The following is a 13,346-nucleotide window of genomic DNA, read 5'->3' on the forward strand; positions in this document are numbered from 1 at the left end:
GCACGAGCTCGGGAAAGAAGCGCCGGCTTACTTGGGCAGCAGCACCTTGTCAACCACGTGGATCACACCGTTGGACTGGTAGACGTCGGCAATCGTCACAGTCGCAACGCCGCCCTTCTCGTCGGTCACCGTGACCTTGCCGCCAGCCGACCTGGCCACCAGCGTGCCGCCGGCCACCGTCTTGATCGAAGCCATGCCCTTGCCGTCGGCAATCATCTTGCTGATGGCAGCGGCGTCCCACTTGCCGGGCACGACGTGGTAGGTCAGGATGCCGGTGAGCATGCCCTTGTTTTCGGGCTTGAGCAGGGTGTCCACCGTACCTGCGGGCAATGCGGCAAAGGCCGCATTGGTGGGCGCAAACACGGTGAACGGGCCCGGGCCCTTGAGCGTATCGACCAGGCCGGCGGCCTTGACGGCGGCGACCAGCGTGGTGTGGTCTTTGGAATTGACGGCGTTGTCGATGATGTCCTTGCTGGCCAGCATGGGCGCGCCGCCCACCATGACCTGGGCGAAAGAGGGAACCGCCGCGAACGACAGTGCCAGGGCCACGCCGATGGAAGCGAGTTTGTGTTTTGTCTGCATGTAAATTCCTTTGGAAGGTGTTGAAGAAAAATTGAACCTCAGCCGAAATCTCAGGGATTCAAGCGGCTGTGATGAATACGGAGCGAGTGCTCCGGTGGATTCAAAACAGACGAGGTATCAACACCTTGCAGGGCGCATCACTGACAACAAAGGGTAAGCAGCGACCGCTGGCAGCGGCCGCAGGTCACAGTTCAGGCGGCGCGTTCGAAGAAGGCGCGCACCGCCTTCGGATAGATCAGGTGCTCCTGCGTGAGCACGCGCGCGGCCAGCGCCTCGGCCGTATCTCCCGGCAAGACCGGCACCACGGCTTGCGCCAGTGTCTCGCCATGGTCCAGCTCGGCGGTCACCTGGTGCACCGTGGCGCCCGCCACCGTGCAGCCGGCATCGATGGCGCGCTGATGCGTGTGCAGGCCCGGGAAGGCCGGCAGCAGCGAAGGATGGATGTTGATGAGCCGCCCGGCATAGTGCGCAACAAATCCCGGCGTGAGGATACGCATGAAGCCGGCCAGCACGACCAGTGCCGGCGCATGCCTGTCGATTTGCGCCATCAGCTCGGCATCAAACGCCTCGCGTGACGCATACGCGGTATGCGGGACCACGGCCGTGGCAATGCCCATGCCCCTGGCCAACTCCAGGCCGCCGGCGCTTGCCTTGTTGCTGATGACAGCGGCCACCTGCACCCCCCACCGGCTGCGCCAGGCTTCTTTTTCAGCGGTGCGGGCGATAACCGCCATGTTGGAGCCGCCGCCCGAAATCAGGATGACGATGTTTTTCTGCGCAGTTGCCATAACCCTCTAGTTTAGAACGCTGCCGAGGGGCAAAGGAAAAGGCAAACTGACTTCTCATTGCCCGGCCTTTGCGTATGTCCCACCTGAGACATAAAATTGCGAACGACCGTGCTAAAAATAAGAAATCGACTGCAGGAATGCCTGCCAACCGCCTGGAGACAACCCCGCCATGGATTTAGCATTCACCCCTGAAGAACAGGCCTTTCGCGAAGAGATACGCGCCTGGGTTCACGCCAACCTGCCCAAGGACATCTCGCACAAGGTGCACAACGCCCTGCGCCTGAGCCGTGACGACATGCAGCGCTGGGCCAAGATCCTCGGCAAAAAAGGCTGGCTGGGCCACGGCTGGCCCAAGGAATTCGGCGGCCCGGGCTGGAACGCCGTGCAAAAGCATTTGTTTGAAGAAGAGTGCGCACTGGCCGGCGCGCCGCGCGTGGTGCCCTTCGGCCCGGTGATGGTCGCGCCCGTGATCATGGCCTTCGGCAGCCCCGAGCAGCAAAAGCGCTTCCTGCCCGGCATCGCCAGCGGCGAGGTGTGGTGGAGCCAGGGCTACAGCGAGCCAGGCTCCGGCTCCGACCTCGCCTCCGTCAAATGCCGGGCCGAGCGCCAGGGCGACAAATACATCGTCAATGGCCAGAAGACCTGGACCACGCTGGGCCAGTACGGCGAGTGGATTTTCTGCCTGGTGCGCACCAGCACAGAAGGCAAGCCGCAAACCGGCATTTCGTTTTTGCTGATCGACATGAAGTCGCCCGGCGTGACGGTGCGCCCCATCGTGCTGCTGGACGGCGAGGCCGAGGTCAACGAAGTCTGGTTCGACAACGTCGAAGTGCCGGCCGAGAACCTGATCGGCGAAGAGAACAAGGGCTGGACCTACGCCAAGCACCTGCTGAGCCACGAACGCACCAACATCGCCGACGTGAACCGCGCCAAACGCGAGTTGGAACGCCTCAAACGCATCGCCAAGGCTGAAGGCGTGTACGAAGACCTGCGCTTTCGCGACGAGATAGCCAAGCTCGAAGTCGACGTGGTGGCGCTGGAAATGCTGGTGCTGCGTGTGCTGTCGGCCGAAAAGTCGGGCAAGAACTCGCTGGACATCGCCGGCTTGCTGAAAATCCGCGGCAGCGAAATCCAGCAACGCTACAGCGAGCTGATGATGCTGGCCGCCGGCCCCTTCAGCCTGCCCTTTATCGAAGAAGCCATGGAGGCCGGCTGGCAGGGCGACTTCCCCGGCGGTCTGCCGGGCGATGCGCCGCTGGCGTCCACCTACTTCAATATGCGCAAGACCACGATTTACGGCGGCTCCAACGAAGTACAACGCAACATCGTCTCGCAAGTCGTTCTCGGCTGATTTGGTCGCACCAGAAAACAGGAAACACACCATGGATTTCGATTTCACCGACGACCAGGAACAGCTGCGCGACGCCGTGCGCAAATGGGTCGACAAGGGCTACGACTTTGAACGCCGCCGCGGCATCGCCAAGGCGGGCGGCTTCTCGCGCGAGGCCTACGGCCAGATCGCCGAACTGGGCCTGACCGGCCTTTACATTCCCGAAGCCGACGGCGGCCTGGGCATGGGCCCTGTCGAGGGCATGGTGGTGATGGAAGAGCTGGGTCGCGGCATTGTGCTGGAACCCCTTGCGCAGACATTGATTGCCGGCGGCGTGCTGTCCAGCTATGCCCCCGAAGCCGTGAAGGCCAACTGGCTGCCGAAAATCGCCGCGGGTGAAAGCCTGGTGGTACTGGCCTACCAGGAACGGGCTGCACGCTACGACTTCAAAAAATGCGAGGCAAAAGCGGCTGCAGCCGGCGATGGATGGGCGCTAACAGCTATCAAAAGCATAGTGCCGGCCGGTGACAAGGCCGATGCCTTTATCGTCCCTGCCATGGCCAATGGCAAGCTGGCGCTGTTCCTGGTTGAGCGTGCGGCAGCCGGAGTTACAGCCACGGGTTACGGCACGCAGGACGGCGGCCGCGCTGCCGAAGTGACACTGAAAAACGCCCCCGCCTCTTTGATCACCCTGGAGGGCCTCACGGCCCTGGCCCACGGCGTCGACATCGGCATCGCCGCCACCTGCGCCGAAGCCGTCGGCGTGATGGACAAGACCCTGGCCATCACCGTCGAATACATGAACACCCGCAAGCAGTTCGGCGTGGCCATCAGCAGCTTCCAGGCGCTGCGCCACCGCGTGGCCGACATGAAGATGCAGCTGGAGCTGGCGCGCTCGATGAGTTACTACGCCTCACTCAAGCTCAATGCGCCGGCCGACGAGCGCGCCCGGGCGCTGGCGCGCGCCAAGTACCAGTTGGGTGTGTCCATGCGCTTTGTGGGGCAGCAGGCAGTGCAGTTGCATGGCGGCATCGGCGTGACGGACGAATACATCGTGAGCCACTACTTCAAGAAGCTGACGCAGCTGGAGATGACTTTTGGCGACACGCTGCATCAACTCGGCGAGGTGTCGAGCCGCATGCAGGAGACGGCTGGCGTCTTTGCCTAGAGCAACACTCACCCCCGATGCGGCCTGCGGCCGCCTCCCCCTCAAGGGGGCGCCACCAGCGGCCCGGCGAAGCCGGTTCCGCGGTGGCCTTGGCCCTGCCGCGCGCGCGCTATCAGGAGAGTTACGCGTGCAGGCGTGAGGGGATGGAAGGCGTCACGCGTGCAGGCGTGACGTCTTCGGAATATGCGCCATCAAAAACTCCATCTGGTCCGCCAGGATGCGGCGGTTGCGCAGGATGAAGTCTTCCCAGAGGCTGGGCACATAAGGCGTGTAAAGCAGCGGCATGTGGGCCTGTTCGGGCGTGCGGCTGCTTTTGCGGTGGTTGCAGGCGCGGCAGGCGGTCACCACGTTCATCCAGGTGTCTATGCCTTTTTGGGCAAACGGAATGATGTGCTCACGCGTCAGGTCTTCCTCATGGAAATGACCGCCGCAGTAGGCGCACACATTGCGGTCACGGGCGAAAAGTTTGCCGTTGGTCAGGCCCGGTTTCAGGTCAAACGGGTTGATGTTGGGCACGCCCTTGGTGCCGATGATGCTGTTGACGGTGATGACGGACTGCTCGCCCGTGATGGCGTTGTGCCCGCCATGGAAGGTGACGACCCGCGCGCCCATCTCCCAGCGCACCTCGTCAGCCGCGTAATGCAACACGGCTTGTTCAAGGCTGATCCAGGATTGCGGCAATCCCTGGGCTGAGAGCTTCAAGACCTTCAAAACGAACCTCCATCATGGTGGATGACGCATGGAAACACGGCGTTCGGCTGACTGTGTATCAATATACAGTGAAATCATGGCAAACAGGTTCAAATCCCCCATAAACCACTTTGAAGCCCCGTTGAGACGGCCTCCAGCGCTATAAAAACGATAATTGCCCCCATGAAAATTTTCCGCGGCTACCACCATCCCCAGCTGGCGGCGCAATGCGCCCTGACCATCGGCAATTTCGATGGTGTGCACCGCGGCCACCAGGCCATGCTGGCGCTGCTGAAAAATGAGGCGCAGCACCGCGGGGTTCCCAGCTGCGTCATGAGCTTCGAGCCCCATCCGCGTGACTACTTCGCAGGTGTGGCCCGCAAGCCCGAACTGGCGCCTGCGCGCATTGCCACATTGCGCGACAAACTCACTGAACTGGCTCGCTGCGGGATCGATCAGTGTGTGGTTCTGCCCTTCAACGCCGCGCTGGCATCCCAGCCCGCCGAATCGTTTATTGAAGATGTGCTGATCAAAGGCCTGGGCGTGCAATACGTGCTGGTGGGCGACGACTTCCGCTTTGGCGCCAAACGGGTGGGCGACTACGCCATGCTGGACGCCGCTGGCGACCGCCTGGGCTTTGACGTGGCCCGCATGAACAGCTACGAGGTGCGCGGCCTTCGGGTGTCCAGCTCCGCAGTGCGGGAGGCGCTGGCCGAAGGCCGGATGGACCGCGTCGCCAGCCTGCTCGGGCGGCCTTACAGCATCTCCGGCCACGTGGTGCATGGCCGCAAACTGGGTCGCGACCTGGGTTTTCGGACACTCAATTTACGGTTTTCGCACTGGAAACCAGCGGCCAGCGGGATTTTTGCGGTGCAGGTGTTTGGCCTGGCCGATCAGCCCATTCCCGGCGTAGCCAACCTGGGGATCCGGCCCTCGCTGGACCCTGCCGACATCAACGGCGGGCGCGTGCTCCTGGAGACCCACTGCCTCGAATGGCCGGCCAGCCTGGGCCCCGAGGGGGCATACGGTAAAATCATCCGTGTGGAACTGCTGCACAAACTGCACGACGAACTGAAGTACGACAGCCTGGACAGCCTGAAAACAGGCATCTCCAAGGACTGCGATGAGGCGCGGGCTTTTTTTGCCTCCATGCACACGGAAACCAGCCGCCAGACCACGCGCGACCGAATTTAGACGATCTCGTCGCCTCTGGCCCTCGCTTTGCCTTCCACTGGCGAGCGGCTTACTTCCCCACCGTATTTCCGGCGGCCCGGCCTTTTTTCAGGCCGCCTAACAAAAGCATTCCAAGAGCATCCCATGTCCGACACCAAAACCGATTACCGCAGCACCCTGAACCTGCCCGACACCCCCTTTCCCATGCGTGGCGACCTGCCCAAGCGCGAAGCCGGCTGGACAAAAGAGTGGGACGAAAAAGGCATCTACAAAAAGCTGCGCGACGTGCGCGCCGGCAAGCCGAAGTTCGTGCTGCACGACGGCCCACCCTATGCCAATGGCCAGATCCATATGGGACACGCCGTCAACAAGATCCTCAAGGACATGATCGTCAAGGCCCGCCAACTCAAGGGCATGGACGCGATTTATGTGCCGGGCTGGGATTGTCACGGCCTTCCAATCGAGAATCAGATCGAAAAAACCTTTGGCCGCAACCTGAGCCGCGATGAAGTGCAGGCGAAAAGCCGTGCCTACGCCACCGAACAGATCGCACTGCAAAAAGAAGACTTCAAGCGCCTGGGCGTGCTCGGCGAATGGGACAACCCCTACCTGACAATGAACCCGGCGAATGAGGCCGACGAGATCCGCGCGCTCAAGCGCATCATGGAGCGCGGCTTTGTCTACCGGGGCCTTAAACCCGTGTACTGGTGCTTTGACTGCGGCTCGTCCCTCGCCGAATTCGAGATCGAATACGCCGACAAGAAATCGCAGACGCTGGACGTCGGCTTCAAGTGCGCCGAGCCGCAGAAACTGGCACTGGCTTTCGGCCAGGCCTCTCTGCGCAAAGACGCCTTCGCCGTCATCTGGACGACGACCGCGTGGACCATCCCCGCCAACCAGGCGCTGAACCTGAACCCCGAACTCGAATACTCGCTGGTGGACACCGAGCGCGGGCTCCTGGTGCTGGCATCGGTGCTGGTCGACAAATGCCTGGAGCGCTATCAGCTGGAAGGACGCGTCATCGCCGTCACCAAAGGCGAAAACCTCGCGAAAATCAACTTCGAGCATCCTTTCTACGACGTTGACCCCGGCTACCAACGTTTCAGCCCGGTGTTCCTGGCCGACTACGCCACCGCCGACGACGGCACGGGTATCGTGCATTCGTCGCCCGCCTATGGCGTGGAGGATTTCAACTCCTGCATCGCCAACGGCATCGCCGTGGACGACATCCTGAATCCGGTCCAGGGCAACGGGCGCTACGTCGACGAATTGCCTCTCTTCGGCGGCCTGAACATCTGGAAGGCTGCGCCCCTCGTCATCGACAAGCTGCGCGAAAGCGGCCGCCTGTTCGCCACTGAAACCATCAGCCACAGCTATCCCCATTGCTGGCGCCACAAGTCGCCGGTGATCTATCGCGCCGCGGCACAGTGGTTCATCCGCATGGACGAGGGTGAAGGCGTATTCACCAAAGACAAAGCACCGCAGACGCTGCGAAAGCTGGCATTGGACGCCATCGAACAAACCAGCTTCTATCCCGAGAACGGCAAGGTGCGCCTGCGCGACATGATCGCCGGCCGGCCCGACTGGTGCATCAGCCGCCAGCGCAACTGGGGCGTGCCCCTGCCCTTCTTCATCCACACCGCCACCGGCGAGCTGCACCCGCGCACCATGGAGCTGATGGACACCGCCGCCGCCATGGTGGCCGAAGGAGGCATTGAAGCCTGGAGCAAGGCCACGGCCGAATCGCTGATCGGCGACGACGCTCCGTTCTATACAAAAAGCAACGACATCCTCGATGTCTGGTTCGACTCGGGTACGACGCACTTTACCGTGCTGAAAAACAGCCACAAAGCGCAGTCCACCTGGCCGGCCGACCTCTATCTCGAAGGCCACGACCAGCATCGCGGCTGGTTTCACTCCTCGCTGCTGACGGCTTGCGCGATGTACGACCGCGCGCCGTACAAAGGCTTGCTGACGCACGGCTTTACCGTCGATAGCCAGGGCCGCAAGATGAGCAAGTCGCTCGGCAACGGCGTCGATCCGCAAAAGACCAGCGAGAAACTGGGCGCCGAGATCATCCGCCTCTGGGTGGCGTCGAGCGACTACTCGGGTGACATCGCCGGCGACGACAAGATCCTCGCCCGTGTGGTGGACGCCTACCGCCGCATCCGCAACACGCTGCGCTTTTTGATGGCCAACGTGAGCGACTTCGACCCGGCAAAAGACGCCGTGCCGTTTGAGCAGATGCTGGAAATCGACCGCTACGCGCTCAGCCGCGCGTCGCAGCTGCAGGCGGACATCCTGGCGCACTACGAGGTGTATGAATTTCACCCGGTGGTTTCCAAGCTGCAGATCTATTGCAGCGAAGACCTGGGCTCTTTCTATCTCGACATCCTGAAAGACCGGCTCTACACCACCGGCCCCAAATCGCTGGCCCGCCGCAGCGCGCAAACTGCGCTCTGGCAGATCACGCACGCCATGCTGCGCTGGATGGCGCCTTTCCTCAGCTTCACGGCGGAAGAGGCCTGGAAGGTGTTCGGGCAGTCCGAGTCCATCTTCATGGAAACGTATGCCGAGTTTCCTGCGCCCGACGCCGCGCTGCTTGCCAAGTGGTCGCGCATCCGCGAAATCCGCGACGCAGTCAACAAGGACATCGAAGCCCTGCGCACCGATGGCAAGGTAGGCTCTTCGCTGCAAGCCAACGTCGCGCTGGAAGTGGCAGCTGAAGACCATGTGCTGCTGGCCTCGCTCGGTGAAGATCTCAAATTTGTCTTCATCACGTCGGCTATCGATTTGATAGCTGCTGGCGCAGTTTCAACGCGGGTTACAGCCAGTTCTGATATCAAGTGCGAGCGCTGCTGGCATTACCGGAGCGACGTGGGCCACGACCCGGCCCACCCGACCATTTGCGGTCGTTGCACCAGCAACCTGTACGGTGCCGGTGAAGACAGGAAGTTCGCCTGATGCCCAAAACGACCTTCATCAAATCACCGGGCAGCATGCTCCCCTGGCTGGGCCTGGCACTGCTGATCCTGATCGCTGACCAGTTCACCAAAGTATTGATCCTCGGCTATTACCGCCTGGGCGACACCACCTACGTGACCAGCTTTTTTAATGTCGTACGGGTGCACAACACCGGTGCGGCGTTTTCTTTCCTGGCGGAAGCGTCGGGCTGGCAGCGCTGGTTCTTCACCGCCATCGGCGTTGCCGCGGCGCTCTTTATTGTGTGGATGCTGCGCTCGCATGCCGGGCAAAAGCTGTTTTCCTTCGCGCTGGCCTGCGTCCTGGGCGGCGCGGTCGGCAACGTGGTTGACCGCACCCTGCATGGCTACGTAGTGGATTTCCTGCAGTTCCACTGGCACGGCTGGTATTTTCCATCGTTCAATATCGCCGATGCCGCCATCACCGTTGGCGCGGTTTGCCTCATCCTGGATGAGCTGCTCCGGGTTCGGCGTACCCGATAAACCGGGGCCAAACCGCTTGCAGCCACCCGGTTCAAGGGTATAGTGGTTCCGACCTTATGAAGCATTTGTTGAATCTTTTGGCAGCCATTGCGCTGCTCGTGTGGGGCACCCATCTCGTTCGTACCGGCATCCTGCGGGTGTTTGGTGCCAATCTGCGCCACGTGCTGGCGGTCAGCATCAGCAACCGGCTGGCGGCGGCCGTCTCGGGCATCGGGGTGACGGCCCTGGTGCAGTCCAGCACCGCCACCTCCCTTATCGTTTCGTCATTTGTCGGGCAAGGCCTGGTCACCCTGCCGCTGGCGCTGGCTGTCATGCTGGGCGCGGACATCGGCACCAGCCTGATGGCCGTGGTGTTCTCTTTTGACCTGTCCTGGCTGTCGCCGCTCTTTATCTTTGTCGGCGTCGTGCTGTTCATCTCGCGGCAGGACACCAATGTCGGCCGCTTTGGCCGGGTGCTGATCGGCCTGGGCCTGATGCTGCTGGCCTTGCGGCTGGTCACGGCTTCCACCGAAGTTCTGACCCAGGCACCGGCCGTGAAAGCCCTGCTGGGCTCCCTCAGCAGCGACCTGCTGCTCGAAATCACCGCCGGCGCCTTCCTGGCCGTGGTGTCGTATTCCAGCTTGGCGATCGTGTTGCTCACGGCCACGCTGGCCGCCTCGGCCGTCATTCCCATCGACGTGGCGCTGGGCCTGGTCTTGGGCGCCAACCTCGGCAGCGGGCTGCTGGCGGTGCTGACCACACTGCGCTCGGCCGTTGAAGTGCGGCAGGTGCCGCTGGGCAACCTCTTCTTCAAGCTCTTGGGTATCGTCGTCGCGGCACCCTTCATCGGCCTGTGGCTGCGCCACGTGCGCCCCTACCTCGGCGAAGCGGCCACCGTGGTCGTCCTGTTCCACCTCACGTTCAACGTGGTGGTGGGCGCCATGTTCATCGGTTGGACGCAGGTGATCGCGCGCTGGGTGGAAAAACTGCTGCCCAAGCCCGACAAAAACAAGGCCGGCGGCCGCCCCCATCATCTCGACCCTTCCGCGCTGGCCACGCCGTCCCTGGCCATTTCCTGCGCGGCCCGCGAAGCGCTGCACCAGGCCGACGTGGTGGAAACCATGCTGCTGGGCGTGCTGGCAGTCATCCAGAAGAACGACCTCAAGCTGGCCGAAGACCTGCGCAAGATGGACGATGCCGTCGACGAGCTGTATTCGTCGATCAAGTACTACCTCACCAAGATTTCACGCGAAGCGCTGGCCGAGGAAGAAAGCCGCCGCTGGACCGACATCATCAGCTTCACCATCAACATGGAGCAGATCGGCGACATCATCGAGCGTGTGCTGATCGACATCGAAGACAAGAAGATCAAGCCGGGCCGCAACTTCTCGGACGCCGGCATGGCTGAAATCGTCGAACTGCACGAGCGCCTGGTGGCCAACCTGCGCCTGGGCATGAGCGTGTTCCTCAACGGCACGGTGCGCGACGCGCAAAAGCTGCTGGAAGAAAAAGCCCGTTTCCGCGACCTGGAACGTGCCTATGCCACGACCCACCTGGGCCGCCTGTCGGCCAATACGGTGCAAAGCCTGGAAACCAGCTCACTGCACATTGACCTGATCAGCGAACTCAAGCGCATCAACTCGCACATCTGCTCGATCGCCTACCCGATCCTGGATTCGGCGGGCGCACTGGCCCCCAACCGCTTGCGCCAGCCGGCGCTGACCGACCAGGTCTAAGTAAGGCCCATGGCGCCTGAAAGAATCAGCGTCGCTTCGGCCGTGAATTCGCCGCGCTGCATGGCCTCGAGCAAGTCCCCGGCCTCCATCAGGCGAAACTGCTCGACCTCGCCGTCCTGGTTGTCGGGCACCATGCCCTCAGGTACGGTGCAGACATACCAGTCGATGTCCTCCACCACATAACCCGCGCCGTTGCCGTCGGTGGCCGGCCGCCGCGCCGCCAGGCGCCCGCCGTAGCGCATAGCCTGCAGCGCGGCCGTGTGCAGGCCGGCCTCTTCCCAGGTCTCGCGCACGAGCGCGGTTTCCACCGTATCGGCCGCCGACACCATGCCGCCCATCAGCGTGTCCCACAGGCCCGGATCATTCGATTTGTTGAAAGCACGCTGCTGCACCCAGAAGCGCCCGTCAGGTGACTGCCCCACCAGGTGCACCGCCAGCGTGGTGATGCCCAGCGGCCGCACAGCCGCGCGCTCCACCGTGCCCTTGCGGTGGCCGAACTGGTCGGGCACCGCGAGCTGCTCGTCGCGCCAGGCACCGGCGAGGCCCGCTTCATGCAGCGCCACCGCGATTTTGTTCAGGCTGGTCGTGACGTCACCCATCACGCGCCAGCCCAAGGTTGAGGGGCGCTCTTCCTTGAGCAGCGGATGGTCGCCGTCGGTCATGGTGTGGAGGGCCAGCTTGTGGAAGAAGCCGGGTTCTACCGAGCCGATTACCGATTCACCGGCCCACAGCGGCACACGTGGGCGCAGCGGTGGCTGGATCGCTCCGGCGCGCAGGGCTTGCAGCCATTGGGCATCAAAAGCAGGCGGCATCATCATGCGTCCTTGGGGCCAGGCAGGCCGTGGATATGCAAAAGACCGGGGGGCAGCAGGCTCAGCCGGGATTCTGCTGAGCAGTTTACTTCGCCCGTACCCACCGGCGCTGCAAGCCTTGCGGTAAAACACAATGCATCACCTTCCGGAAGTTTATTTGCTATTAATTTAATAGCTGCTTGCGCACGTCCTTATTGGGCGGAACGGCAAAATCCTTAAATCCCGGCCTGCAGGGTCAAGCCTTGACGAACAAACCGTCCAGGCGCTTGTCCCACCTGGCTCCCGGCAATACATCAGCCAGCTGCGCATCACCAAACGCAAAAGTCCTCCGCAGCACCTGGGCCAGCACCGCGCGGTAATCGTGGTGCGCCGGCAGGTCGCGGCCTTCGTTGAGTTGGGCCAGGCCCGTCCATTGGCCATGCCAGCGTCCGCCGGCGACACGGTTGCCCATGAGCCACATGGCGTTGCCAAAGCCGTGGTCGGTGCCGCGTGTGCCGTTTTCGGCGCTGGTGCGCCCGAATTCGCTCATCACCACGACAACATCGCCGGGTTCGGAAAAATCCTGGCGCAGCTGCGCGATGCCGCGCGCCAGGTTGCCGAGGTTGTTGGCCAGCTGGCCGGTGGCAGCGCCCTGGTTGGCATGGGTGTCCCAACCGCCGGCCGACAAAAAGCCGAGGCGCAGTTTGCGGTCGTTGCGCATCAGCGTGCCCAGGTGCTGCGCGTCGAGTTGCAGGCCCACCGGGTCGGCCGCGCCGTTGCTGGCCGCCTGCATTTGCGCGTTCAGCGCCTGCGGATTGCCAGGCGTGCCATCGCGGTCCAGGCGCTTGTCTGCCATGCGCCTGCTGTCTTCCGCCATTTTCTCGGTCCTGGCATTTTTCTGCTCCGTGAGCTCCTGCGCACTCTGCATGCGGCTACCCGCACCCTGGCGGAAGGCTTCGCTGATCTTGTCATCACCGGCATACAGGTCCATCAGCGCCTGGCGGGTTCTGTCGTTGGCCAGCACGCCGGTGCGTTCGGCCGACTGGCCGCGTGGAATCAACCTGACGGCCGCCTGCCCGCCCAGGATGGCAGGGTTGGCCTCGCCCACGCCGAGAGCGGCGGCGCCCGATGCAGCGGCTTTACCCAGGCCCGCTGTGGTGTTGAGCCATCCCGGTGCGCTGCTGGTCTTGCCGCCCTGCGCAATCTCCATCTGGTACTGCGCATCGAAATGCGAACGGTTGGGCGCGGGCAGGCCGGCCGCGGGCACAAAACCCAGAACACCTTGCTGCCACAGCGGCAGCAGCGGGGCCAGCGCGGGATGCAGGGCAAAAGTCCTGTCGAGCTTCAAGGCGGTTTGCGCCGTGCCGTCGGGCGCCGCAATCGCGATGTTGGGGCGCAAAGCGTAGTAGTCCTTGTCGGCGTAGGGCACAAAGGCCGACAGGCCGTCATACGCGCCGCGCAGGAAGACGACGACGAGGCGCCCGCCATCCAGGCTTGACCGGCTTGCGGGCAAGGCTTGCGCCCACACGCCGGGCGCTGCCAGCGACAAGGCGGACAGCGCGCCCAGGCCCAGCAGCCGGCGGCGTTGCTGCAGATTCGCCGATGAAGAAAAAATGGAGTTCATAGGAGTCCTTGTTGCGGCATA

11 protein-coding genes are annotated in these 13,346 nt (G+C 62.9%); 6 read left to right on the top strand and 5 right to left on the bottom strand.

Annotated features, from left to right (window positions below):
- Window positions 1-27 precede the first annotated feature (27 nt).
- Both AC1D11_RS05500 and purN read right to left on the bottom strand, forming a co-directional pair.
- Window positions 28-582, bottom strand: a complete 555-nt coding sequence (locus tag AC1D11_RS05500; protein WP_477647995.1) for a fasciclin domain-containing protein — start codon at window positions 580-582, stop codon at window positions 28-30.
- A gap of 191 nt (window positions 583-773) precedes the next feature.
- Complete coding sequence (purN, locus tag AC1D11_RS05505) at window positions 774-1,370, bottom strand: phosphoribosylglycinamide formyltransferase (protein WP_457279504.1); 597 nt, start codon at window positions 1,368-1,370, stop codon at window positions 774-776.
- A gap of 169 nt (window positions 1,371-1,539) precedes the next feature.
- On the opposite strand from purN, the gene AC1D11_RS05510 reads away from it, so the two are divergent.
- Window positions 1,540-2,721 carry an acyl-CoA dehydrogenase family protein gene (locus tag AC1D11_RS05510; RefSeq protein ID WP_477647996.1) on the top strand — a complete coding sequence of 394 codons (1,182 nt, stop codon included), beginning with the start codon at window positions 1,540-1,542 and terminating at the stop codon, window positions 2,719-2,721.
- Window positions 2,722-2,752: 31 nt separating this feature from the next.
- Window positions 2,753-3,868 carry an acyl-CoA dehydrogenase family protein gene (locus AC1D11_RS05515; RefSeq protein WP_477647997.1) on the top strand — a complete coding sequence of 372 codons (1,116 nt, stop codon included), beginning with the start codon at window positions 2,753-2,755 and terminating at the stop codon, window positions 3,866-3,868.
- Window positions 3,869-4,021: 153 nt separating this feature from the next.
- Here the strand turns inward: AC1D11_RS05515 and AC1D11_RS05520 are convergent, their stop codons facing one another.
- Window positions 4,022-4,579 carry an HNH endonuclease gene (locus AC1D11_RS05520; protein WP_477647998.1) on the bottom strand — a complete coding sequence of 186 codons (558 nt, stop codon included), beginning with the start codon at window positions 4,577-4,579 and terminating at the stop codon, window positions 4,022-4,024.
- A gap of 162 nt (window positions 4,580-4,741) precedes the next feature.
- On the opposite strand from AC1D11_RS05520, the gene AC1D11_RS05525 reads away from it, so the two are divergent.
- From AC1D11_RS05525 to AC1D11_RS05540, 4 genes are all read left to right on the top strand, one after another.
- Window positions 4,742-5,752: a bifunctional riboflavin kinase/FAD synthetase gene (locus tag AC1D11_RS05525; RefSeq protein WP_477647999.1), complete on the top strand. Its 1,011-nt coding sequence runs from the start codon at window positions 4,742-4,744 to the stop codon at window positions 5,750-5,752.
- Between the two features lie 123 nt (window positions 5,753-5,875).
- Window positions 5,876-8,695, top strand: a complete 2,820-nt coding sequence (gene ileS, locus AC1D11_RS05530) for an isoleucine--tRNA ligase (protein ID WP_477648000.1) — start codon at window positions 5,876-5,878, stop codon at window positions 8,693-8,695.
- On the top strand, window positions 8,695-9,195 hold the full coding sequence (gene lspA / locus AC1D11_RS05535; RefSeq protein ID WP_477648001.1) for a signal peptidase II: 501 nt from the start codon (window positions 8,695-8,697) through the stop codon (window positions 9,193-9,195). Before ileS ends, lspA begins: the two co-directional genes overlap by 1 nt.
- 56 nt (window positions 9,196-9,251) lie before the next feature.
- Window positions 9,252-10,910 carry a Na/Pi cotransporter family protein gene (locus AC1D11_RS05540; RefSeq protein WP_477648002.1) on the top strand — a complete coding sequence of 553 codons (1,659 nt, stop codon included), beginning with the start codon at window positions 9,252-9,254 and terminating at the stop codon, window positions 10,908-10,910.
- Here the strand turns inward: AC1D11_RS05540 and AC1D11_RS05545 are convergent.
- Together AC1D11_RS05545 and AC1D11_RS05550 are read right to left on the bottom strand one after the other, a co-directional pair.
- Window positions 10,907-11,728, bottom strand: a complete 822-nt coding sequence (locus AC1D11_RS05545; RefSeq protein WP_477648003.1) for an NUDIX hydrolase — start codon at window positions 11,726-11,728, stop codon at window positions 10,907-10,909. The genes AC1D11_RS05540 and AC1D11_RS05545 overlap by 4 nt on opposite strands.
- Window positions 11,729-11,957: 229 nt before the next feature.
- Entirely contained in the window at window positions 11,958-13,325 is a 1,368-nt protein-coding gene (locus tag AC1D11_RS05550; protein ID WP_477650947.1) for a DUF1501 domain-containing protein, read from the bottom strand.
- Between the last annotated feature and the right edge of the window lie 21 nt (window positions 13,326-13,346).

Source organism: Polaromonas sp. P1_E11, from assembly GCF_056405995.1.

Bases quoted from the DNA above. Each gene is read 5' to 3' on its own strand.
- lspA (WP_477648001.1), top strand. From the start codon at position 8,695: ATGCCCAAAACGACCTTCATCAAATCACCGGGCAGCATGCTCCCCTGG.
- AC1D11_RS05515 (WP_477647997.1), top strand. From the start codon at position 2,753: ATGGATTTCGATTTCACCGACGACCAGGAACAGCTGCGCGACGCCGTG.
- AC1D11_RS05500 (WP_477647995.1), bottom strand. From the start codon at position 582: ATGCAGACAAAACACAAACTCGCTTCCATCGGCGTGGCCCTGGCACTG.
- ileS (WP_477648000.1), top strand. From the start codon at position 5,876: ATGTCCGACACCAAAACCGATTACCGCAGCACCCTGAACCTGCCCGAC.
- AC1D11_RS05545 (WP_477648003.1), bottom strand. From the start codon at position 11,728: ATGATGATGCCGCCTGCTTTTGATGCCCAATGGCTGCAAGCCCTGCGC.
- AC1D11_RS05550 (WP_477650947.1), bottom strand. From the start codon at position 13,325: ATGAACTCCATTTTTTCTTCATCGGCGAATCTGCAGCAACGCCGCCGG.
- AC1D11_RS05525 (WP_477647999.1), top strand. From the start codon at position 4,742: ATGAAAATTTTCCGCGGCTACCACCATCCCCAGCTGGCGGCGCAATGC.
- AC1D11_RS05540 (WP_477648002.1), top strand. From the start codon at position 9,252: ATGAAGCATTTGTTGAATCTTTTGGCAGCCATTGCGCTGCTCGTGTGG.
- AC1D11_RS05510 (WP_477647996.1), top strand. From the start codon at position 1,540: ATGGATTTAGCATTCACCCCTGAAGAACAGGCCTTTCGCGAAGAGATA.
- purN (WP_457279504.1), bottom strand. From the start codon at position 1,370: ATGGCAACTGCGCAGAAAAACATCGTCATCCTGATTTCGGGCGGCGGC.